This is a genomic window from Streptomyces sp. TSRI0107, from assembly GCF_001905845.1.
Taxonomy (GTDB): Bacteria; Actinomycetota; Actinomycetes; order Streptomycetales; family Streptomycetaceae; genus Streptomyces.
In genome coordinates, this window is the sequence record NZ_LIVZ01000008.1 from 294,951 (window position 1) to 314,939 (window position 19,989).

Consider the following 19,989-nt stretch of genomic DNA (forward strand, 5'->3'; position numbering starts at 1 on the left):
TCGACACCGACACCGGCACCGGCGTAGTCACCGGCACCGGCACCGGCATAGACACCGGCACCGCCAGCGACGCCGCCACGGCCTCCGGCACGGACACCGGTACCGCCACCGGCACCGATGCGGGCACCGAGGCGGAGCTCGGCACCGACACGGCCTCCGGCACGGTCATCGGCGCCCGCACCGACACGGCCTCCGGTACTTCCCACCCCGCCTCATCGCCCTCCCCTTCCCCCTCCCGCCCCCGCGCCTGGGCCGAACTCCTCCGTCTCCCCGCCCTCTTCACCGTCCCCGGCGACGCCCTGGCGGGAGCCGCCGCGACCGGTGTGCGCCCCGGCCCGCGCACTCTGCTCGCCATCGGCTCCTCCCTGTGCCTGTACGAGGCCGGCATGGCCCTGAACGACTGGGCGGACCGGGCCGAGGACGCTCGGGACAGGCCGCACCGGCCACTCCCGTCCGGCCGAGTCCGACCGGTGGCGGCTCTCGCCGCGGCCTGTGCCCTGACCGGCGCCGGGCTCGCCCTCGCGGCCCGCGCCGGCCGCCCCGCGCTGGCCGTGGCCGCGCCCCTCGCCACCACGGTCTGGGCGTACGACCTGGTCCTGAAGCGCACGCCGGCCGGGCCCGCCGCGATGGCCGCCGCCCGCGGCCTCGACCTGCTCCTCGGGGCCGCCGCCACCGGTGGCGGTACCCGCAGCGCCCTCCCGTCCGCCGCGCTCCTCGGCACCCACACCCTCGCCGTCACCACCGTCTCCCGCCGGGAGACGCAGGGCGGTTCTCCTCTCGTCCCCCTTGCCGCGCTCACCACCTCCGCCGTGCTGACCCGGCTGATCACCTCCAGCCGTCCGACCGCCTCCAGCCGTCCGACCGCACCCGGGCAGCTGGGCGGAACCGGTGCGGCGTCCGTCCTGCGTACCGCCCTCGGCGCCGCCTACGCCGCGACCGTCGCCCGCCCCTATCTCCACGCCGCCCTCAACCCGTCACCTCCGCTCACCCAACGGGCCGTCGGCGGCGGCATCCGCGCCACCATCCCGTTGCAGGCCGCGCTCGCCGCCCGCTCGGGAGCCCGCGTCACCGCCCTCGCCGTCGCCGCGCTCGCCCCGATCGGACGCAAGTACGCGAGGAAGGTGAGCGTCACATGAGCCCGCACGCGCCCGGCCCCGGCTCCCCGTCGCCGCTCCGCTTCGGCTACGGCACCAACGGTCTCGCCGACCTCCGCCTCGACGACGCCCTCGCCCTGCTCGCCGACCTCGGCTACGACGGTGTCGGTCTGACCCTCGACCACATGCACCTCGACCCCCTCGCCCCCGACCTCGCCACCCGCACCCGCCGTGTCGCGGAACGCCTCCAGGCACTGGGGTTGTCGGTGACCGTCGAGACCGGCGCCCGCTACGTTCTCGACCCGCGCCGCAAGCACGGACCCTCGCTGCTGGACCCCGACCCCGACGACCGGGCCCGCCGCGTCGACCTGCTGCTGCGGGCGGTGCGTGTCGCCGCCGACCTCGGCGCGCACGCCGTGCACTGCTTCAGCGGCATTACCCCGCCCGGCACCGACCCGGACTCGGCGTGGAAGCGCCTCGCCGACGGGCTCACCACCGTCCTGGACGCCGCCGCGACCGCCGGCGTCCCCCTCGCCGTCGAACCCGAACCGGGCCACCTCCTCGCCACCCTCGCCGACTTCCACCACCTGCGCCGCCTCCTGGGCGACCCCGAACCGCTCGGGCTCACCCTGGACATCGGCCACTGCCAGTGCCTCGAACCCCTCCCTCCCGCCGACTGCGTCCGCGCCGCCGCACCCTGGCTGCGCCACGTCCAGATCGAGGACATGCGCCGAGGCGTCCACGAACACCTTCCCTTCGGCGACGGCGAGATCGACTTCCCGCCGGTCCTCGCGGCCCTGGCCGCCACCGGCTACCAGGGGCTCACCGTCGTCGAACTGCCCCGCCACTCGCACGCGGGCCCGCACTTCGCCGACCTGTCCCTCCCGTTTCTCCGTCACGCGGCGCCAACCCCACAAGGGAGCACCCCATGACCCACGCACAGCCCGACCCGGGCGGTCCGACCGCGGGCACCACCCTCGCCCGCACCCCACCGCACGACCTCCACGCCCGCGTCGCCGCCGAACTGTCCGGAGCCGCCCGCGCCTGGCTCGACCAGGCCCTCGCCGAGGCCACCGCGCATCCGGGTACGCACGGCCCGATCTCGGTGTGGGAGCTGCGGCTCGCCGAGGCCGGCCGCCGGTGCGGCGCCGTGCACGCCGACGCCGCCCGGGTGCTGATCCTGCACGCCGCCCGCGCCGACCCGGCCGCGCTGCGCCGCGTCTACACACAGGGCACGGCCGCGGAACGCCGCGCCGTCCTGCACGCCTTGAGCCACCTGGTCCCGGGCCCGGAGGCGCTGCCCCTCGTCGAGGACGCCCTGCGCACCAACGACACCCGGCTGCTGGCCGCCGCCGTCGGCCCGTACGCCGCCCGCCACCTCGACGCCCACAGCTGGCGCCACGCCGTCCTGAAGTGCCTGTTCACCGGCGTGCCCGTCGACGAGGTTGCTGACCTGGAGGACCGCGCCCGCGCCGACCGCGAACTCGCCCGCATGCTCGGCGACTACGCCGCCGAACGCACCGCCGCGGGCCGCCCCGTCCCGGCAGACCTGCACCGCGTGCTGGCGCTGACCGAGAGCGTGCCCCAGACCCCGTCGCACGGACCGGACGTCCCCCACGGCAAGGAGTCCTGATGCGCATCTTCGACCCCCACATCCACATGACCTCCCGGACCACCGACGACTACGAGGCCATGCACGCGGCCGGTGTCCGTGCCGTCGTGGAGCCGTCCTTCTGGCTGGGCCAGCCCCGCACCTCGCCCGCCTCCTTCCTCGACTACTTCGACTCCCTCCTCGGCTGGGAGCCGTACCGCGCCGCCCAGTACGGCATCGCCCACCACTGCACGATCGCCCTCAACCCGAAGGAGGCCAACGACCCGCGCTGCCGTCCCGTCCTCGACGAGCTGCCCCGCTATCTCGTCAAGGACCAGGTGGTCGCCGTCGGCGAGATCGGCTACGACTCGATGACGCCGGCCGAGGACACCGCCCTCGCCGCCCAGTTCCAGCTCGCCGCCGACCACGGCCTGCCGGCCCTGGTGCACACCCCGCACCGTGACAAGCTCGCCGGTCTGCGCCGCACCCTCGACGTGGTCCGCGAGTCGGCCCTGCCCCCGGAGCGGGTGCTGCTCGACCACCTCAACGAGACCACCGTCAAGGAGGCCAAGGACAGCGGCTGCTGGCTCGGTTTCTCCGTCTATCCCGACACCAAGATGGACGAGGAGCGGATGGTCGCCCTGCTGCGCGCCCACGGCCCCGAGCAGGTCCTGGTGAACTCCGCCGCCGACTGGGGGAGAAGCGACCCGCTGAAGACCCGCAAGGTCGGCGACCTGATGCTCGCCGAGGGTTTCAGCGAGGACGACGTCGACCGGGTGCTGTGGCGCAACCCCGTCGCCTTCTACGGGCTCAGCGGCCGGCTCACCCTCGACGTGGGCACGACCGACGCCACCCACGAGGGCAACTCCATCCTGCGCGGCGGGGAGTGATCGATGCGCTTCCGCCACCCCGACGGCTCCACCGTCCACCTCGCCTACTGCACCAACGTGCACCCCGCGGAGACCCTCGACGGCGTTCTCGCCCAGCTCCGCGACCACTGCGAACCAGTGCGTCGCCGCCTCGGACGCGACCGCCTCGGCATCGGCCTGTGGCTCGCCAGGGACGCCGCCCGCGCGTTGGAGGGCGACCCGTCCGCGCTGCGCGCCCTGCGCACCGAGCTGGACCGGCGCGGCCTGGAGGTGGTCACCCTCAACGGCTTCCCGTACGAAGGGTTCGGCGCGGAGCAGGTCAAGTACCGCGTCTACCGCCCGGACTGGGCCGACCCGGAACGGCTCGACCACACCACCGCCCTGGCCCGCGTGCTCGCCGGACTGCTCCCCGACGACGTCACCGAGGGCAGCATCTCCACCCTGCCGCTCGCCTGGCGCACCGCCGCCGACGACGAACGCGCCGCCGCCCGCGCCGCGCTGGTCACCCTCGGCGAACGCCTCGACGCCCTCGCCGAGCTCACCGGCCGCTCGCTGCGCGTCGGCCTGGAGCCGGAGCCGGGCTGCGTCGTCGAGACCACCGGCGACGCCCTCGCCCCGCTGACCGCGATCGACCACCCCCGCATCGGCATCTGTGTCGACACCTGCCATCTCGCCACCTCCTTCGAGGACCCGCACACCGCCCTGGACGCCCTCGCCCGGGCCGGTGTCCCCGTCGTCAAGTCGCAGCTCTCCGCCGCCCTGCACGCCGAACAACCCCATCTCCCCGAGGTCCGGGAAGCCCTCGCCGCCTTCGACGAGCCCCGCTTCCTGCACCAGACCCGCACCTCCACCGCCGCCGGCCTGCGCGGCACCGACGACCTCGGCGAGGCCGTCGAGGGCGACGCCCTGCCGGACGGCGCACCCTGGCGGTCCCACTTCCACGTCCCGCTGCACGCGGCTCCCGCCGCACCCCTCACCTCGACCCTCCCCGTCCTGAAGACCGCCCTGACCCGGCTCGTCGGCGGCCCGCACCCGCTCACCCGCCACCTGGAGGTCGAGACCTACACCTGGCAGGCCCTCCCGCCCGAGCTGCGGCCCCACACCCGCGCCCAGCTCGCCGACGGCATCGCCGCCGAACTCACCCTGGCCCGCGACCTGCTCACCGACCTCGGCCTGAAGGAGCTGCCGTGACCGCCCACGCCCCGGCGCGCCCCACCCCGCTCCTCGTCCTCGACGTCGTCGGCCTCACCCCCCGTCTCCTCGACCACATGCCGCACCTGAAGGCCCTCGCCCGGTCCGGCTCCCACGCGCACCTCGGCACCGTGCTGCCCGCCGTCACCTGCGCCGCCCAGTCCACCTTCCTCACCGGTACGACGCCGTCGGAGCACGGCATCGTCGGCAACGGCTGGTACTTCCGCGAACTCGGCGACGTCCTGCTGTGGCGTCAGCACAACGGCCTGGTCGCCGGCGACAAACTGTGGGACGCCGCCCGCCGCGCCCACCCCGGCTACACGGTCGCCAACATCTGCTGGTGGTACGCCATGGGCGCCGACACCGACATCACCGTCACCCCCCGCCCGGTCTACTACGCCGACGGCCGCAAGGAACCCGACTGCTACACCCGTCCCGCCGCCCTGCACGACGAACTCACCCGGAAGTTCGGCACGTTCCCGCTCTTCCACTTCTGGGGCCCCGGCGCCGACCTCGTCTCCAGCCGCTGGATCATCGACGCCACCCGCCACATCCAGCGCACCCGCCGCCCCGACCTGACCCTCTGCTACCTCCCTCACCTCGACTACGACCTCCAGCGCTTCGGACCCGACGACCCGCGCTCCCTGCAGGCGGCCGCCGACCTGGACGCGGCGCTCGCCCCGCTGCTCGACGACGCCCGCGCCGAGGGCCGTACCGTCGTCGCGCTGTCCGAGTACGGCATCACCCGCGTGTCCCGGCCCGTCGACATCAACCGGGCCCTGCGCCGCGCCGGACTGCTGGAGGTGCACACCCAGGACGGCATGGAATACCTGGACCCGATGGCGTCCCGCGCCTTCGCCGTGGCCGACCACCAGATCGCCCATGTGTACGTACGCCGCCCCGAGGACCTGGAGGCGACCCGCGCCGCGCTGACCGGGCTCCCCGGCATCGAGCGGCTTCTCGACGACGAGGGCAAGAAGGCCCACCACCTCGATCACCCGCGCTCCGGCGAACTCGTCGCCGTCGCGGAGCCGGATGCCTGGTTCACGTACTACTACTGGCTCGACGACGCCCGCGCGCCCGACTTCGCGCAGCTCGTCGAGATCCACCGCAAACCCGGCTACGACCCGGTGGAACTCTTCATGGATCCCCTCGACCCCTACGTCAAGGTGAAGGCGGCCACAGCCCTGGCCCGCAAGAAGCTGGGCCTGCGCTACCGCATGGCGGTCGTGCCCCTGGACCCCTCACCTATTCGAGGCAGCCACGGCCGCCTCCCGGCGAGCGACTACGACGGTCCGCTCCTCATCTGCTCCACCCCCCGCGCTGTCGGCGACCGCGTCGCGGCCACCGACGTGAAAGCACTCCTGCTCGAACTGGCCGGTCTCTCCTGACTGGTCACCAGTGAAGCACCCACCACTGACAACGGCCCCCGACCCACAGGAGTTCCAGGCATGAGCCGCTTCTCCCAGCCCGACCCCGAACTCGGCCACCGCATCAGCAGACGGGGCATGCTCGGCGTCGCCGCAGGCGCCACCGCCGCCGCCCTGCTCGGCGCCGCCACGACCCCCGCGACGGCCGCCACCGGGGCCGCGAGCGCCCCGCACGGCCGCGGCCGCCCCGTGCTGCCTCCCGGCCGCCTCGGCATCCAGCTCTACAGCCTGCGCGACAAGGTCTCCACCCTCGGCTTCGGCCCCGTCTTCGCCGAGCTGGAACGGTACGGCTATGACGAGGTCGAGTTCGCCGGCTACACCCAGGGCTCGGCCGGCCCCATCACACTCGCCCAGCTCAAGCGGCTGGCGCGGAGCCACGGCCTGAACCCGATCGGCAGCCACGTCGGCTATTACTCCAGCGACCCGAACGCCTACACCTTCGCCACCAACCTCACCAAGGTCCTCGACGACGCCGAGGCCCTCGGGCTGAAGCACATCGGCACCGCCTCCGGCCCGTTCCGCTACGGCTCCACCGTCGACGCCTGGAAGCGGGCCGCCGAGGACTTCAACACCTACGGCGCGGCGGCCAGGGCACGCGGCATGAAGTTCTACCAGCACAACCACTCCGAGGAGTTCTCCTTCGCCACCGACAAGCCGCACGTGCGCCTCTACGACGTGCTGCTCGCCGAGACCGACCCGGACCTGGTGTACCTGGAGATGGACGTCTACTGGGCGTACGTCGGCCAGTTCCGCTTCTCCAAGCGGCCCGACGGCACCCCCGCGCCGTTCGAGCCGCTCGACTACGTCCAGCGCGACCCCGACCGCTATCCGCTCTTCCACGTCAAGGACGGCGTCAGCGACCCGTCGACGGAGCACGGCTACCGCATGACCGACGTCGGCGACGGCGACATCGACTACCAGCGGTTCATCTCCGGCGTGACGCGGCTGCGCGGGCAGCGGCTCGCCCACCACTGGCAGGCCGAGCACGACAACCCCGTCGAGTCCTTCGCCTTCGCCCGCAAGTCCAGCGCGCATCTGCACTCGCTGCGGGAGGACTGCTGACCGCACGCGCACACCAGGAAGGGCCCCTCCCGGAACCGGAACTCCGGGAGGGGCCCTTCCCTCCCCCCGCGTCAGATCACGCGGACTCCTCGCCCAGCGGCTGCGGGTTCGGCACGACCCGGCGGACCGCCGGCCGGCCCGGGGCCTTCAGGAACAGCGCCAGCACCGCCGACGCCAGGCCGATGCAGCCGGCCGGCACGAACGCGCCCTCGTAGTCCCAGGCGCCGACCACGATCGCGCCCATCCCCGAGCCGACCAGGCCGGAGATCAGCTTCGAGCTGTAGACCATGCCGTAGTTGGTGGCGTTGTTGTTCTCACCGAAGTAGTCCGCCGTCATGGCCGCGAACAGCGGGAAGATCGCCCCGCCGCCGAAGCCGGACACCATGGAGCAGAACAGGAAGAACGGCATGCTGCCCATCTGGCCGGAGACCAGCACGCCGAACTGGGCGGTACCCAGCACCAGGCACACGATGATCAGCGTGTTGCGGCGGCCGTAGCGGTCGGAGATCCAGCCGATGACCCCGCGGCCGGTGCCGTTGACGATCGCCTTCAGGGACATCGCCGTGGCCACGATGCCGCCTGCGACCGGTCTTGCCGCCCTTGCGCTCCGGATACCACTTGCCGAGGGCGCCTCCAGCTTGACGACGTCCGCGCCGAGCCAGGCGAGGAGCTGCGTCGCCGACGGCCCGGACCGGACGTGGGTCATGTCCAGGACACGGATGCGGATTCACCGCCCCCGAGGGCAAGACCATGGGGCACGCCGGAGCGATCGCGTCCGGATCCTCCGGGACGGCACAGGCGAAGAAAGAGGCCCTGGAGGCCTTGGGCGTACGGGTGGGCGGCACCCCGACCGGGACCGCCCGCCTCGCCCAGGCCGTCCTGGGCGCCGCGGAGTGACCCCACTCATACCCGCAGCGGGGTGACGCGAGGGACTGCCCGTCTCACCCTCGTGCTGGTGCGGGCGCCCGAGATCGGCTGCGTCTCCTTCGTCGGCGGCCGCGACACCGGCGCCACGGTGGCCACGGCCGTCGCCGACCTAGGCAAGCGGCACATCCTGGAACAGGAAGGACTCAACACCTGGGGCATCTGGAACTTCACGGACTGGGACGCGCTCACCGCCGTCGTCCCCAAGCTCTTCGACTACGGCAAGCAGCGCTGCACGGCCTACCCGCGCTTCGTCGTCCAACGGGAACTCTTCGACGCGTTCCTCGAGGCCTGCCTCCCCGCGGTCCGCACCCTCCGCGTCGGCCACCCCCTGGCGGTGGAGCACCCCGGCGACCCCTGCCCGGCGCTCGACTTCGGGCCGGTGATCAACGCGGCCAAGGCCAAGGAACTCCAGGACCAGGTGGCCGAGGCGATCGACCGCGGCGCCGTCCCGCTGTACCGCGGCCGGCCCGCCGCCGCCCGCTTCCTACCAGGCCAGGACACCTCGGCGTACGTCCAGCCCGTCACCCTCCTCAACCCCCCGCCGTCCTCCCCGCTGCACCACGCGGAACCCTTCGGCCCGGTCGACACCATCGTCCTGGTCGACACCGAGGCGGAGCTGCTGGCCGCCATGAACGCCTCCAACGGCGCGCTGGTCGCCACGCTGGCCACGGACGACCGGGCGGCGTACGACCGGCTGGCCCCGCAGATCCGCGCGTTCAAGGTCGGCTACGGCACACCGCGCTCCCGCGGCGACCGCGACGAGCTGTTCGGCGGCCTCGGCGCGTCCTGGCGCGGCGCCTTCGTCGGCGGCGAGCTGCTGATCCGCGCCGTCACCCAGGGCCCGGCGGGGGAACGGCTGCCCGGCAACTTCCCGGACTACCACTTGATGCCGTGACGTCCGCGGCTCACCGGGACGTCCGCCGCATGCCTTGACCCCACATGCCCTCACGCCACATGCCCTGACGTCTGACTCCCGCGGCCTGCGTTCGCACAGTGATCGCACCGTCACCCGCGGTGATCCGGCGCCGCGGGGTCAGGCGGCCCGCCCCGGGGTGGCTCAGGGGTACGGATACGCAGGTGAAAGGCACTCCGAAACCTTGGTATTGTTGTCCATGTCGCCGCGGGGAACACCCCCGAAAGGCGACAAACACCTAGTCCGGGTGGCGGAATGGCAGACGCGCTAGCTTGAGGTGCTAGTGCCCTTTATCGGGCGTGGGGGTTCAAGTCCCCCCTCGGACACAGATCACGAAATGGTGGTCGGGAGCGATCCCGGCCACCATTTCGTGTCTTCGTGTCATGGTTGCCGGTATGACGACGGGACTGGATGTCGCGGTGCTCGTCGGGCTGCAGGCGTCCGGGAAGTCGACCTTCTACCGGCGGCGGCTGTCCGGCCGGTACGCGCTGGTGAGCAAGGACCTCTTCCCGCGGGGCGCCCGCAACAAGCAGCGGCGGCAGATGCGGCTGGTGGCGGAGGCCCTGGCGGCGGGCCAGCCCGTGGCGGTGGACAACACCAACCCGTCCCCGGAGGAGTGGACCCCGCTGGTGGAGGCCGCCCGCGCCCACGGTGCCACGGCGACGGCGTACTGGTTCCCCCCGGACCTCACCGGGTCGCTGCGCCGCAACGCCGCCCGCGAGGGCCGCGACCGCGTGCCCGACGTCGGCGTCCTCGCGACGCTGAGGCGTCTGCGCGAGCCGTCGCCCGACGACGGCTTCGATGCCGTGCTGGAGGTGCGGTTCGACGGGCGCGGGGACTTCGACGTGCGGGCGACCGGGGAGTGAGCCACCACCAGTAGGACTGGAGCCACCAGTAGGCCCGGCCGAGCCCGGTTCCCGGCCCTCTCGCCTGCAGCTTGCCCCGTGCGGCCCACCCGGCGCGCGCCCGTGCGAGGAGTGGGCCAGCGTGGAGGGCAGGCAGGGAGCACCCGTGCGGGGGTGTTCCGGGAACCCCGAGGAGCGGACGGATGGCCCGGGCGATGTGGACCGGCGTGATCACGTTCGGGCTGGTCAGCGTGCCGGTCGGCCTGTACGCGGCGACCGAGGAGCACGCCGTCCGCTTCCACCAGCTGCAGCGCGGCACCTCCGACCGCATCCGCAACCGCAGGGTCAACGAGCGCACCGGCGAGGAAGTCGCCGGTGACGACATCGTCAAGGGCTTCGAGGTGGGGGAGGGCGAGTACGTCGTCATCGAACCCGACGAACTGGACGAGATCGCGCCGGGCCGCTCCCGGACCATCGAGATCTCCGACTTCGTCGAGCTGGAGGAGATCGAGTCGGTCTACTTCGACCGCACCTACTACGTCGCCCCGCGCGGCGGGGAGTACCTGAAGGTGTACGAGCTGCTGCGCGCGGCGCTGGCCGAGTCCGGCAAGGTGGGGATCGCCACCCTCGTAATGCGCGGCAGGCAGTATCTGACCGCTCTGCGGGCGGAGGCGCAGGTGCTGGTCCTGCAGACCCTGCACTGGGCCGACGAGGTCCGCGACCCCGGCCGGGAGCTGCCCGAACTGCCCTCGGGCCGCGCCGGGCGCGGCAAGGAGCTGGACATGGCGCTGCAACTGGTCGAGACGCTGAGCGGGCCGTGGGACCCGTCCCGCTATCACGACACCTACCAGGAGAAGGTCCGGGAACTGGTGCGGGCGAAGGCGGAGGGGCAGGAGATCACGCCCGCGGCGGAGCCACCCGCGGCGACCGACGTCATCGACCTGATGCAGGTCCTCCAGGGCAGCATCGACCGCGCCCGCGGTGGCGGCCGGCTGGAGGAACGCGGTGAACCCGGGGCGGCGGCGTCCCGGAGGAAGACGCGGAAGCCCTCCACGGCCGCGGCGGGGAAGCCGCGCAAGACCGCCGGAAAGGCCGGTAGGTCCAGCGGTCCGAAGGGCTCCGGCGCGGCGTCGAAGAGCGAGCTGGGGAGGCTGAGCAAGGCGGAGCTGTACCAGCGGGCCACCGATCAGGACGTCGCCGGCCGGTCGAGGATGAGCCGGGAGCAGCTGATCGACGCGCTCGCCCGAGCCGGGCGCCGCAGGAAGAGGACGGCGGCGGCCTGACACCGGGGCGCCGGACGGCCGGCCCAGGCCCGAATGACCACGCCCGACAGGGGTACTCCGTGTGCCCGTGGACGACGACATCACCGACGGCGCGGTCGATCTCCACTTCATCGGCAACGCGACCGTTCTGCTGCGCTACGGCGGGCTCACCCTGCTCACCGACCCCAATTTCCTGCACCGCGGAGAGTACGCGTATCTCGGCTACGGGCTGCTGAGCCGCCGCCTGACCGAACCCGCGATCGGCGCGGACGAGCTTCCACCGCTGGACGGGGTGGTCCTGTCGCACCTGCACGGTGACCACTGGGACCGCCGGACGAACAGGCAGCTGGACCACACCGTGCCCGTGCTGACCACGCCGCACGCCGCCCGCCGCCTCCGGGTCGTGCACCGTTTCCCCTACACCGCGGGGCTGCGCACCTGGCAGGGGCTGACCCTGCAGCGAGGCGACACGCAGGTCCGGGTGACGGCGCTGCCGGGACGCCACGCGGGGCATCCCGTGCTGCGCGGCCTGCTGCCGCCGGTGATGGGCAGCATGCTGGAGTTCGGCCCGGTGGGAGGGCCGGTCCGGCTACGGCTGTACATCTCCGGCGACACGCTGGTGTACGACGGCCTCGACGAGATCGCCCGCCGCTTCCCGGCCGCCGACCTGGCCGTTCTGCACCTGGGCGGCACACGCCTCCCCGGTGGCTTCGTGGTGACCATGGACGGTGTCCAGGGCGCGGAACTGGCCCGGCGCCTCGACCCCCGCCGCATCCTGCCGATCCACTACGGGGACTACACGGTGATGCGTTCGCCCCTGTCCGCGTTCCTCACCGAGACGGAGGCCATCGGACTCGGCGACCGTATCGTCCACTGCCACCACGGCGAACGCGCACGGATCAGCCCCGCACCCGGGGCGGCGCCGACGGTCGTCTGAACCGGTCCTCTGAACCGGTCCTCCGCACCCCGAAACCGCCGACGAACGGCGCCCCGCCCGACGGCCGTGTGTCCGGCAGGGCTACAGTCGGTCGGCCGTCGACGCGCGACGCGGCTGGAACTCAGGGGATCGGACGGGAGCACTGTGGTGGCGCCGAGAAGACGAGTGAGCATCGGGATCGCCACCGGGGTGGTCGTCCTGGCGGTCGTCGGGTGCACGATGGCCGTCGTCGGGGACGACGGCCGGCGGTTGCATTCCCGTGCCTCGTACGACCCGTTCCGCGGCTCGGCCGCCGCGGAGGAGTGGGTCGCCCACGGCGACCACGCCGCCGTCATCCGCGTCACCGGGGAGAAGGCGGGGGAGCCCGACCCGAAGGACGGCGACTACATCCCCCGGACGGTCACCGCGAACGTCACCCGCGTCGTCTGGTCGCGGCCCGGCGCACCCCGGCTGCCCGAGCGGATCACCCTGCGGGTGAACGGCTGGTACGGCACCCTCTGGGGCGGCAGGGAGGAAGCCGCACGCGAGGGAGCGTCCCGTCTGGAGCCCGGCCACACCTACCTCGTGGGGCTCGCCGGCCTGGAGCGCGGGGTGGAACTGATCGGTGACGACGCGGCCCTGCCCTACGACGCGCAGACCTTCGGCCGGGGCGAGTTCGAGGGCCGCTCCATCGGCCCCGACGCGTATCGCCGGGCCGTCCGGGGGCTGCCCGAGGACGCGGTCGCCGAGTTCGCCGTCGGGGAGACGTACAACCGCAGGACCCTGCGGGACGTGCAGCGGCTGCTGGAGAGCACTTCGCCGCTGAACGTCTACCGGCAGGCGGCGTTGGACGGCCTCTACGCCGATCTGAACCTGGACCGCGAGCCGGACGACCACGCGGACGAGGGGGTCGGTGACCTCCCCGGGCGGATCCGCCGTCAGGTCTCGGGGCTCGACTCCGGCACCGACCACTTCCTGTCGGTCGTCTGCCGCGGGCGGGGCACGGCCGTCAAGGTCCGACTGACCGTCAACGGGACGACGGACACCCGCGGACTGCCGTGCAACACGGGCAACGAGCTGGTGGCCGTCAAGCGGCCGCGGGGCGAGGTGACGTTCGAGATCGCCTCCGTGGGGACCGACGCGGGCGCCGTCGCCTGGAACGTCTCGGAGGCCCCCGGCGGCGCCGGTACGCGACAGCCCGACGGACGCCCGGAGTAGAGCGTCACGGACATGTGGTGACGGCCGCTTCGAGGCTCGAACCAGCCCCGGACGGCGTTCAGTTGGGCCCCCTGATGCTCTGCGCGGTCGGTCGGCCTGGAGAAGCCGGGCCGCGTGGCACGAGGGCCCGCTGGCACTACTCCAACTTCGGTGTCGCCGTGCTGGGCCACGCCGTGGCCGCGGCGACCGGCACGCCGTGGGAGGACCTTCTCGCCGCGCACGTGCTGCGCCCGCTCGGACTGCACGGCACCGCGCTGCGGGCGGCGGACGACCCGGGGACCGACGCCGCCGGGCGCGCCGGGGACGGCCGTACGCCCGTTCCCGCGTTCGACGCCGGCGGTTTCACGGCGGCCGGGGCGATCCGGGCCACCCCGCACGACCTGCTGACCTTCCTCGAAGCCCATCTCGACCCGAACGGCGTGCCGCGGGCGGTGCGCACACCGGTGCTGCGCCGGGGGCTCGGGCACCGGCATGTGCACACCGTGGCCTGGTTCCGGCATCCGGCGCCGGGCGGACCGATGTACTTCCACTGCGGCGCGACCCTCGGCCAGCAGGCGTTCCTCGGCTTCCGGCCCGACACCGGCACGGCCCTGGCCGCGCTGTGCACCCGCCGCTTCCGGCACCGCGACCCGTTCGTGACCACGGCGTACGGCCTCCTCGCGGAGCCATGACACGACGTCCGGCGCGGGGGAGCGCCCACCCGCACCGGACGTACACCTCCTACAGGCGCTGCCAGAGAGCCGGTGTCGTCTCCGGAGCCCACCCGCCCTGCGCCTGGTGGGGCTGAAGGCACTGGTACCGCACTCCCGCGTGCGTCACGGTGGAGCCGATCGCGTAGACACGGCCCGTGGTCCACGCGTCGACGGCGTTGTCCTGCGGGGTGGGCGCGCTCTGCGTGGCGGCCGTCTTCAGGGTGAGGCCGAAGCCGTCGAGGATCGGGTTGACCGGCTGGAAGAAGGTGGTCCCGCCGGTGGCACAGTCGCCGCTGCCGCCGGAGGTCACGCCCTGCGCCTGGACGCCCGCGACATAGGGGCCGCCGGAGTCGCCCGGCTCGGCGCACACCGTCGTCCGGGTGAGGCCGTCGACGGTGCCCTCCGGGTAGCTGACGCTCGTGTCGTGCTGCTCGACCGTCCCGCAGTGCCACCCGCTGGTCGACCCGGAACGGCACACGGACGCCCCGACGAGCGCCTGGACCGACCCGGTGACCTGCACCTTCTGGCCGCCCGCCGCCTTCACGTCGGGAGTCGCGGTCCAGCCGCCGTTGACGCCCACCCACGCCATGTCCCGGCCGGGGAACGTGGAGCTCTGGAACGTGCCCTGGGCGGCCTGGTTGAAGCCGGTGGTGACGGCGCCCGGCGAGCCGCAGTGGCCCGCGGTGACGAAGCCCTGCTGCTCGCCCTTGGTGACGGAGAAGCCGACCGAGCAGCGCGAGGCGGCGTCGATGTAGAAGGCGTCACCGCCGGTGATGTTCTCGTACAGCCGCGGCCGGTTCGCTGTCACCCGCACCGAGACCCACCGCGGGTCCAGCCCGGACACCTTGACGAAGCCGTCGCCGGAGGCCTGGTCGGTGGCCTCCACCACGACCCGGTTGCCGGGCACGTCGACGTACCACAGCGGTGTGTTCCGGGTGTCGGTCAGCAGGGACGCCTTGTCCAGCTGGGCCTTCACGGCACGCAGCCGGGACAGCGGGTTGGTGACGACCGCGGCCTTCGCGCCGCCGGCCTCGATGGCCGGCACGTCCCTGGCGTCGGTGGTCGCGACGGTCAGCTCCTCGGCGGCCGAGCCCCGCACCCAGGCACCGGCGAACCGCTCGCCCAGCGCGTTGCGCAGCCGGCCCGCGCGGGTGCCCGCCTCCGCCTCGTTGACCAGCCGTGTCTGCGCCTGGACCGGCGTCAGCCCGAGGTCGCGTTCCAGGGCGAGCAGCATCTCCTGGGACGGCTTGTCGGCGCCGAGCGTCTGCGCCGCGCTGGGGGCGGGCCCGGCGGCGGGCGCGGGATCGGCCCCGGCGGCGGACGGGAGTCCGGCGAGGACCAGTGCGCCGAGGACGCTGAGGGCGGCGCGGGGCCGGGTGACGGTTCGTCTGCGGGCCATGCGGGCTGTCTCCTTCGCTCGAGGGGAGAGGGGGAGGGGAGAGGGGAAGGGAGGGGCTGGGCGGAGGGGAAGGGCAGGACGGGGTAGGCCTTGCCCTGCAGGTCGGCGGCGATGTCGTCGGTGACGTGCTTTCGCGCTTTTGGTGCGGCGCGGGGCGCCATGTGCAGTAGGCCGTGTCAGGGGGTGCGGCGGGTGACCGGGAGGGCGGTGGCCTCACGCTGGTTTCAGCCCGGGGTCCCCCACCTCGGTGACGAAGGACGCGGCCGTCGTGACGGGCGCGCCGGGCGTCGTCACGGCGGAGACGGTCCGGAAGTCGGCCCGCGCCAGGGTCCGGCCCAGCTCCACCCGGACGTAGCCGCGTCTGCCGTCGTAGAACCGCAGGTGCGGGTTGACCCGCATGAACGTCTCCCAGTTGGACGGCTTCTGGGCGCCGTCCTTGCCGCTGGTGACGGACGTGGAGGTGAGTTCCGTGCCGAGCGTGCGGGACTGCGGGTCCTCGAAGTCGTCCTTGATGTCGAAGGCGTAGCCGACGTGGACGTCGCCGGTGAGGACGAGCCAGTTGGCGACGCCGGCCGCCTTCGCCCCGGCGACGACCCGGTCGCGGGAGGCGCGGTAGCCGTCCCAGGCGTCCATGGAGAGCTTCGCCGGTTCGTTCTCGTCGAACTTGCGCTGGGAGAAGCACACCTGCTGCGGCATCACCTTCCACAGCGCGTCGGAGGCCGCCCACCCGTCGATGAGCCAGCGTTCCTGCGCGGCGCCGGTGAGGGTGCGCGCCGGGTCGTCCGACTCGGGGCCCGGGACGCTGGGCCGGTCGCCGTAGGCCTGGTCGGAGCGGTACTGCCGGGTGTCGAGCACGTCGAACTGGGCGAGGGTGCCCCAGCGGAGCCGGCGGTACAGCCGCGCGTCCGGGCCCTGGGGCAGCTGTGCCGCGCGCAGCGGCTGGTTCTCCCAGTACGCGCGGTAGGCGGCGGCCCGCCGCAGCAGGAACTGCTCGGGCGGGACGTCGTTCTCGGGGACGGAGTTCGCGTAGTTGTTCTCCGTCTCGTGGTCGTCCCAGGCGACGACGAAGGGGTGGGCGGCGTGGCAGGCCCGCAGGTCCGGGTCGCTCTTGTACAGCGCGTACCGCATCCGGTAGTCCGCCAGCGTCATCGTCTCCCGGTCGAAGACGTCCGGGAGCGTGCCGGCGGCGTACCCGCGCTCCCCGGCCGAGGAGTCGACGGGGTACTCGTACAGATAGTCGCCGAGGTGGAAGACCAGGTCGACGTCCTCCTGCGCCAGATGCCGGTGGGCGGTGTAGAAGCCGTCGAAGTACGCCTGGCAGGCGACCGCCGCCAGCCGGACCCGCGGCGCGGCGGCACCCTGGGCGGGCGCGGTGCGGGTGCGGCCCGCCGGGCTGATCCAGGTGCCGGTGCGGAACCGGTAGTGGTAGTGGGTGTCCGGGTCGAGGCCCTGGACGTCGACGTGCACGCTGTGCGCGTACTCCGGGTAGGCCACGGCGGTGCCGGTGCGGACCACGATGGCGAAGAACTCGTCGGCGGCCAGCTCCCATTCCACGGTGATCCGCTGCTGCCCGAGCCCGCCGTCGGGCTCGTAGGGCGTGGGAGCGAGGCGGGTCCACAGCACCACCGAGTCGGGCAGCGGGTCGCCCGAGGCGACGCCCAGCGTGAACGGGTCCTCGGTGATCCGGGCGGCGTCGAGCCGGGGCGCGGCCATCGCGCCCCTGGCCGGCAGGCCGGTGCCGAAGGCGAGCGCGGTGGCCGCGGCGGCCACGGTGAGGAAACGGCGGCGGGCGAGATGCGGGGCGGCGGAACGCCAGACGGCGTCGGTGGGGGCGGAAGGATGCTCGGGCAGGCCTGGGTGACGGCCTGTGGGCGCCATCTGATGTCCTCTCATCACGCGGATCGTCACGCGGAGTCACGCGGAGTACGCATGCTAGGCAGACAAAAAGTGCAATTCGTGGGTGGCTTGCGGGTGACGTGGTCCCGGCTTTGCGAGTCCTTTACAGTGGACGCGCAAGCAGGTGACCCTATGAGAAGGAGCGACGGACCCCCGATGGGTGAGCCTCCCAGTACCAGCCGTGCTCTCCCCCGCCGGACTCCCGGAGCCGAGGGAACGGGGGTGGCACGGTGACCGAACTCCTGCTGCTCCTGCTCGCCCTGCTGCTCACGCTGGCCTGCGCGGTGTTCGTCGCCGCCGAGTTCTCACTGACCACCGTCGAACGGGCCGACCTGGAGCGGGCCGTGGAGGCGGGCGAGCGCGGCGCCGACGGCGCGCTGAAGGCCGTACGCCGGCTGACCCTGCAACTCTCCGGCGCCCAGCTCGGCATCACCGTCACCTCCCTGGTCATTGGCATGCTGGCGGAACCGTCCCTCGCCGCGCTGCTGCGCGGACCGCTGCGCGCGGCCGGCCTGGGCGGCGCCGCCGCACCGGTGGCGACCCTGCTCGGCGTGGCCGTGTCGACCGTCGTGCTGATGGTGGCCGGTGAACTGGTGCCGAAGAACTGGGCGATCTCCCGTCCGCTGGCCGTGGCCAAGGTGGTCGCGGGCCCGCAGCGCGGCTTCACCGCCGCCTTCGGCCCGTTCATCCGCCACCTCAACGACACCGCGAACCGTGTCGTACGCCGCTTCGGCCTGGAACCCGCCGACGAACTGGCCTCCGCCCGCACGCCGGACGAACTGGTCGCGCTCGCCCGGCACTCGGCCGCCGAGGGCGCCCTGGAGGCGGACTCCGCCGAGCTGTTCGTGCGCACCCTGCACCTGGGCGAGCTGACGGCGGAGAACGTGATGACACCGCGCGTCGACGTCAGGGCCCTGGAGGCGCACGCCACCGCCGCCGACGCCGCCCGCCTCAGCCACGCCACCGGACTGTCCCGCTTCCCCGTCTACCGCCACACCCTCGACGAGGTCGTCGGCACCGTCCACATCCGCGACGTCCTCGCCCTGCCGCCCGGGCGCCGGGCCGCCACCCCCGTCACGGAACTGACCACCGAACCGCTGCTGGTGCCCGACAGCCTGCCCGCGGACCGCCTGCTGGAGCGGCTGCGCGCGAGCCGCACCATGGCCGTGATCATCGACGAGTACGGCGGTACGGCCGGGGTGGCCACCGTGGAGGACATCGTCGAGGAGGTCGTCGGCGAGGTCCGCGACGAGCACGACCCCGTCGAGCCCCCCGGCCTGCTGCCCGCCCCGCACACCGGGGACGGCCGCGCGGTGTGGGAGGCGGACGGCGGCGTACGCCTCGACCAGCTCGCGGAGACCGGGCTCGCCGCGCCCGACGGGCCGTACGAGACCCTGGCCGGACTGATCGCCACCCGGCTCGCCCGCATCCCCGTCAAGGGCGACACCCTCGACCTCGACGGCTGGCGGCTGGAGGTCCTGGAGGTCGACCACCACCGCGCCGACCGGATACGCGTCACCGCCCCGGCCGGTTCCGCCGCCCGCCCCGCAACTCTCACCGAGGACGCGTGATGACCGCCCTGCAGCTCGCCGTCGGCGCCCTCACCCTGCTCACCAACGCCTTCTTCGTCGGCGCCGAGTTCGCGCTGATCTCCGTGCGCCGCAGCCAGATCGAACCCCGCGCGCAGGCGGGCGACACCCGGGCCCGGATGACCCTGTGGGGCCTGAAGCACCTCTCCGCGATGATGGCCACCGCCCAGCTCGGCATCACCGTCTCGTCGCTGGTGCTGGGCGCGGTCGCCGAGCCCGCCATCGCCCGGCTGCTGGAACCCGGCTTCGAGGCGGTCCACCTCCCGCACGGCCTGGTCCACCCCGTCGCCTTCGTCGTCGCCCTGGCCGCCGCCACCTATCTGCACATGCTGATCGGCGAGATGGTCCCGAAGAACGTCGCCCTGGCCGCCCCGGTGGGCACCGCCCTGCTGCTCGGCCCGCCGCTGGTCGCGCTCACCCGCGCTCTGCGGCCGGTCGTGTTCGGCGTCAACGCCTTCGCCAACGCCCTGCTGAGGCTGCTGCGCGTCGAGCCGCAGGACGAGGTCGAGTCCGTCTTCACCGACGACCAGCTGGCCCGCATGGTCGTCGACGCCAGCGAGGCCGGACTGCTCAGCCCCGCCGACGGCCGGCGGCTGCGCGACGCGCTGGAGCTGGGCACCCGGCCGGTCGGCGAGATCCTCGTCCCGGCCCGCGCCATGCGCACGGTCGACGCCTCGATCACCCCCGCCCGGCTGGAACGGGTGGCCGCCGAGGCCGGCTACTCCCGCTTCCCCGTCACCGGACCCGGCGGCACCCTGCTGGGCTACCTCCACATCAAGGACACCCTCGGCGTCACCGACCGGGACCGGCCCTTCCCGCGCACCGCCCTGCACCGCGTCACCCGGGTGCGGATCGACACCCCGCTCGACGACACCCTCACCGCGCTGCGCGCCGGCGGCGGCCATCTCGCGGCCGTGGTGGGCGAGCGCGGCCAGGTGATCGGGTTCGTGACCATGGAGGACGTGCTGTCCGAGCTGGTCGGCCCCGCGGCCTGAGGCATCCGCGTGACCGGACACACCCGCCGGGACGGCCCGGCGGGTGCGGGAACAACGTTCCGGACAGAATCGTTGTCCGGATATCCACCTAGATGAGGAG

At 73.4% G+C, this 19,989-nt stretch carries 15 protein-coding genes, 1 tRNA gene and 5 pseudogenes; 17 read left to right on the forward strand and 4 right to left on the reverse strand.

Going from position 1 to position 19,989, the window contains the following annotated elements; genetic code table 11:
- Positions 1-167 precede the first annotated feature (167 nt).
- Genes AMK31_RS23865 through AMK31_RS23895 form a run of 7 tightly spaced genes read left to right on the forward strand, consistent with a single transcriptional unit; the run spans position 168 to position 7,237 of the window.
- Entirely contained in the window at positions 168-1,136 is a 969-nt protein-coding gene (locus AMK31_RS23865; RefSeq protein ID WP_073942750.1) for an SCO3242 family prenyltransferase, read from the forward strand.
- Complete coding sequence (locus tag AMK31_RS23870; RefSeq protein WP_073942659.1) at positions 1,133-2,026, forward strand: sugar phosphate isomerase/epimerase family protein; 894 nt, start codon at positions 1,133-1,135, stop codon at positions 2,024-2,026. The genes AMK31_RS23865 and AMK31_RS23870 overlap by 4 nt, the downstream gene beginning before the upstream one ends.
- On the forward strand, positions 2,023-2,727 hold the full coding sequence (locus AMK31_RS23875; RefSeq protein ID WP_073942660.1) for an EboA domain-containing protein: 705 nt from the start codon (positions 2,023-2,025) through the stop codon (positions 2,725-2,727). The genes AMK31_RS23870 and AMK31_RS23875 overlap by 4 nt, the downstream gene beginning before the upstream one ends.
- Positions 2,727-3,575, forward strand: coding sequence for a TatD family hydrolase (locus AMK31_RS23880; protein WP_073942661.1), 849 nt, complete (start codon positions 2,727-2,729; stop codon positions 3,573-3,575). The genes AMK31_RS23875 and AMK31_RS23880 overlap by 1 nt, the downstream gene beginning before the upstream one ends.
- A 3-nt stretch (positions 3,576-3,578) precedes the next feature.
- Positions 3,579-4,745, forward strand: coding sequence for a metabolite traffic protein EboE (gene eboE / locus AMK31_RS23885; RefSeq protein WP_073942662.1), 1,167 nt, complete (start codon positions 3,579-3,581; stop codon positions 4,743-4,745).
- The gene (locus tag AMK31_RS23890; protein WP_073942663.1) at positions 4,742-6,136 is read left to right on the forward strand and encodes a nucleotide pyrophosphatase/phosphodiesterase family protein; all 1,395 of its coding nucleotides are present in this window, start codon (positions 4,742-4,744) and stop codon (positions 6,134-6,136) included. The genes eboE and AMK31_RS23890 overlap by 4 nt, the downstream gene beginning before the upstream one ends.
- Before the next feature lie 60 nt (positions 6,137-6,196).
- Positions 6,197-7,237 (forward strand): sugar phosphate isomerase/epimerase family protein, encoded by a 1,041-nt coding sequence (locus AMK31_RS23895; RefSeq protein WP_073942664.1) that lies wholly within the window; start codon positions 6,197-6,199, stop codon positions 7,235-7,237.
- Between the two features lie 76 nt (positions 7,238-7,313).
- On the opposite strand, the pseudogene AMK31_RS23900 reads toward AMK31_RS23895, so the two are convergent.
- Both AMK31_RS23900 and AMK31_RS41625 read right to left on the reverse strand, forming a co-directional pair.
- A pseudogene (locus AMK31_RS23900) lies at positions 7,314-7,820 on the reverse strand (MFS transporter); the annotation flags it as partial.
- Between the two features lie 66 nt (positions 7,821-7,886).
- A pseudogene (locus tag AMK31_RS41625) lies at positions 7,887-7,943 on the reverse strand (hypothetical protein); the annotation flags it as partial.
- 5 nt (positions 7,944-7,948) lie between these two features.
- Here AMK31_RS41625 and AMK31_RS23910 point away from each other — a divergent pair.
- The 8 genes and pseudogenes from AMK31_RS23910 to AMK31_RS23945 form a co-directional block, all read left to right on the forward strand.
- Positions 7,949-8,134: pseudogene (locus AMK31_RS23910) on the forward strand (succinate--CoA ligase subunit alpha); the annotation flags it as partial.
- Positions 8,135-8,183: 49 nt separating this feature from the next.
- Positions 8,184-9,059, forward strand: a pseudogene (locus AMK31_RS23915) (aldehyde dehydrogenase family protein); the annotation flags it as partial.
- Positions 9,060-9,318: 259 nt separating this feature from the next.
- Positions 9,319-9,403, forward strand: a tRNA-Leu gene (locus tag AMK31_RS23920).
- Positions 9,404-9,472: 69 nt separating this feature from the next.
- Positions 9,473-9,943 carry an ATP-binding protein gene (locus tag AMK31_RS23925; protein ID WP_073942665.1) on the forward strand — a complete coding sequence of 157 codons (471 nt, stop codon included), beginning with the start codon at positions 9,473-9,475 and terminating at the stop codon, positions 9,941-9,943.
- 182 nt (positions 9,944-10,125) lie between these two features.
- The gene (ku, locus tag AMK31_RS23930) at positions 10,126-11,205 is read left to right on the forward strand and encodes a non-homologous end joining protein Ku (protein WP_073942666.1); all 1,080 of its coding nucleotides are present in this window, start codon (positions 10,126-10,128) and stop codon (positions 11,203-11,205) included.
- 67 nt (positions 11,206-11,272) lie between these two features.
- Positions 11,273-12,121, forward strand: a complete 849-nt coding sequence (locus tag AMK31_RS23935) for an MBL fold metallo-hydrolase (RefSeq protein WP_241842712.1) — start codon at positions 11,273-11,275, stop codon at positions 12,119-12,121.
- A gap of 165 nt (positions 12,122-12,286) precedes the next feature.
- Positions 12,287-13,318 carry a hypothetical protein gene (locus AMK31_RS23940; protein ID WP_073942668.1) on the forward strand — a complete coding sequence of 344 codons (1,032 nt, stop codon included), beginning with the start codon at positions 12,287-12,289 and terminating at the stop codon, positions 13,316-13,318.
- Positions 13,319-13,446: 128 nt separating this feature from the next.
- A pseudogene (locus AMK31_RS23945) lies at positions 13,447-13,989 on the forward strand (serine hydrolase domain-containing protein); the annotation flags it as partial.
- Positions 13,990-14,038: 49 nt separating this feature from the next.
- Here AMK31_RS23945 and AMK31_RS23950 read toward each other — a convergent pair.
- Together AMK31_RS23950 and AMK31_RS23955 are read right to left on the reverse strand one after the other, a co-directional pair.
- Positions 14,039-15,409: a carbohydrate-binding protein gene (locus tag AMK31_RS23950; protein WP_073942669.1), complete on the reverse strand. Its 1,371-nt coding sequence runs from the start codon at positions 15,407-15,409 to the stop codon at positions 14,039-14,041.
- A gap of 213 nt (positions 15,410-15,622) precedes the next feature.
- Positions 15,623-17,287, reverse strand: coding sequence for an alkaline phosphatase D family protein (locus AMK31_RS23955; protein ID WP_073942670.1), 1,665 nt, complete (start codon positions 17,285-17,287; stop codon positions 15,623-15,625).
- A gap of 248 nt (positions 17,288-17,535) precedes the next feature.
- Here AMK31_RS23955 and AMK31_RS23960 point away from each other — a divergent pair, with 248 nt between their 5' ends.
- A complete protein-coding gene (locus AMK31_RS23960; RefSeq protein ID WP_073942671.1) occupies positions 17,536-18,876 on the forward strand; it encodes a hemolysin family protein in 1,341 nt (446 codons plus the stop codon).
- Positions 18,876-19,889, forward strand: a complete 1,014-nt coding sequence (locus AMK31_RS23965) for a hemolysin family protein (RefSeq protein WP_073942672.1) — start codon at positions 18,876-18,878, stop codon at positions 19,887-19,889. The genes AMK31_RS23960 and AMK31_RS23965 overlap by 1 nt, the downstream gene beginning before the upstream one ends.
- The last annotated feature ends 100 nt before the right edge of the window (positions 19,890-19,989 follow it).

Excerpts from the sequence above, each read along its gene's own strand:
- AMK31_RS23870 (WP_073942659.1), top strand. The coding sequence starts at position 1,133 with ATGAGCCCGCACGCGCCCGGCCCCGGCTCCCCGTCGCCGCTCCGCTTC.
- AMK31_RS23875 (WP_073942660.1), top strand. The coding sequence starts at position 2,023 with ATGACCCACGCACAGCCCGACCCGGGCGGTCCGACCGCGGGCACCACC.
- AMK31_RS23880 (WP_073942661.1), top strand. The coding sequence starts at position 2,727 with ATGCGCATCTTCGACCCCCACATCCACATGACCTCCCGGACCACCGAC.
- eboE (WP_073942662.1), top strand. The coding sequence starts at position 3,579 with ATGCGCTTCCGCCACCCCGACGGCTCCACCGTCCACCTCGCCTACTGC.
- AMK31_RS23895 (WP_073942664.1), top strand. The coding sequence starts at position 6,197 with ATGAGCCGCTTCTCCCAGCCCGACCCCGAACTCGGCCACCGCATCAGC.
- AMK31_RS23925 (WP_073942665.1), top strand. The coding sequence starts at position 9,473 with ATGACGACGGGACTGGATGTCGCGGTGCTCGTCGGGCTGCAGGCGTCC.
- ku (WP_073942666.1), top strand. The coding sequence starts at position 10,126 with ATGGCCCGGGCGATGTGGACCGGCGTGATCACGTTCGGGCTGGTCAGC.
- AMK31_RS23950 (WP_073942669.1), bottom strand. The coding sequence starts at position 15,409 with ATGGCCCGCAGACGAACCGTCACCCGGCCCCGCGCCGCCCTCAGCGTC.
- AMK31_RS23955 (WP_073942670.1), bottom strand. The coding sequence starts at position 17,287 with ATGGCGCCCACAGGCCGTCACCCAGGCCTGCCCGAGCATCCTTCCGCC.
- AMK31_RS23965 (WP_073942672.1), top strand. The coding sequence starts at position 18,876 with ATGACCGCCCTGCAGCTCGCCGTCGGCGCCCTCACCCTGCTCACCAAC.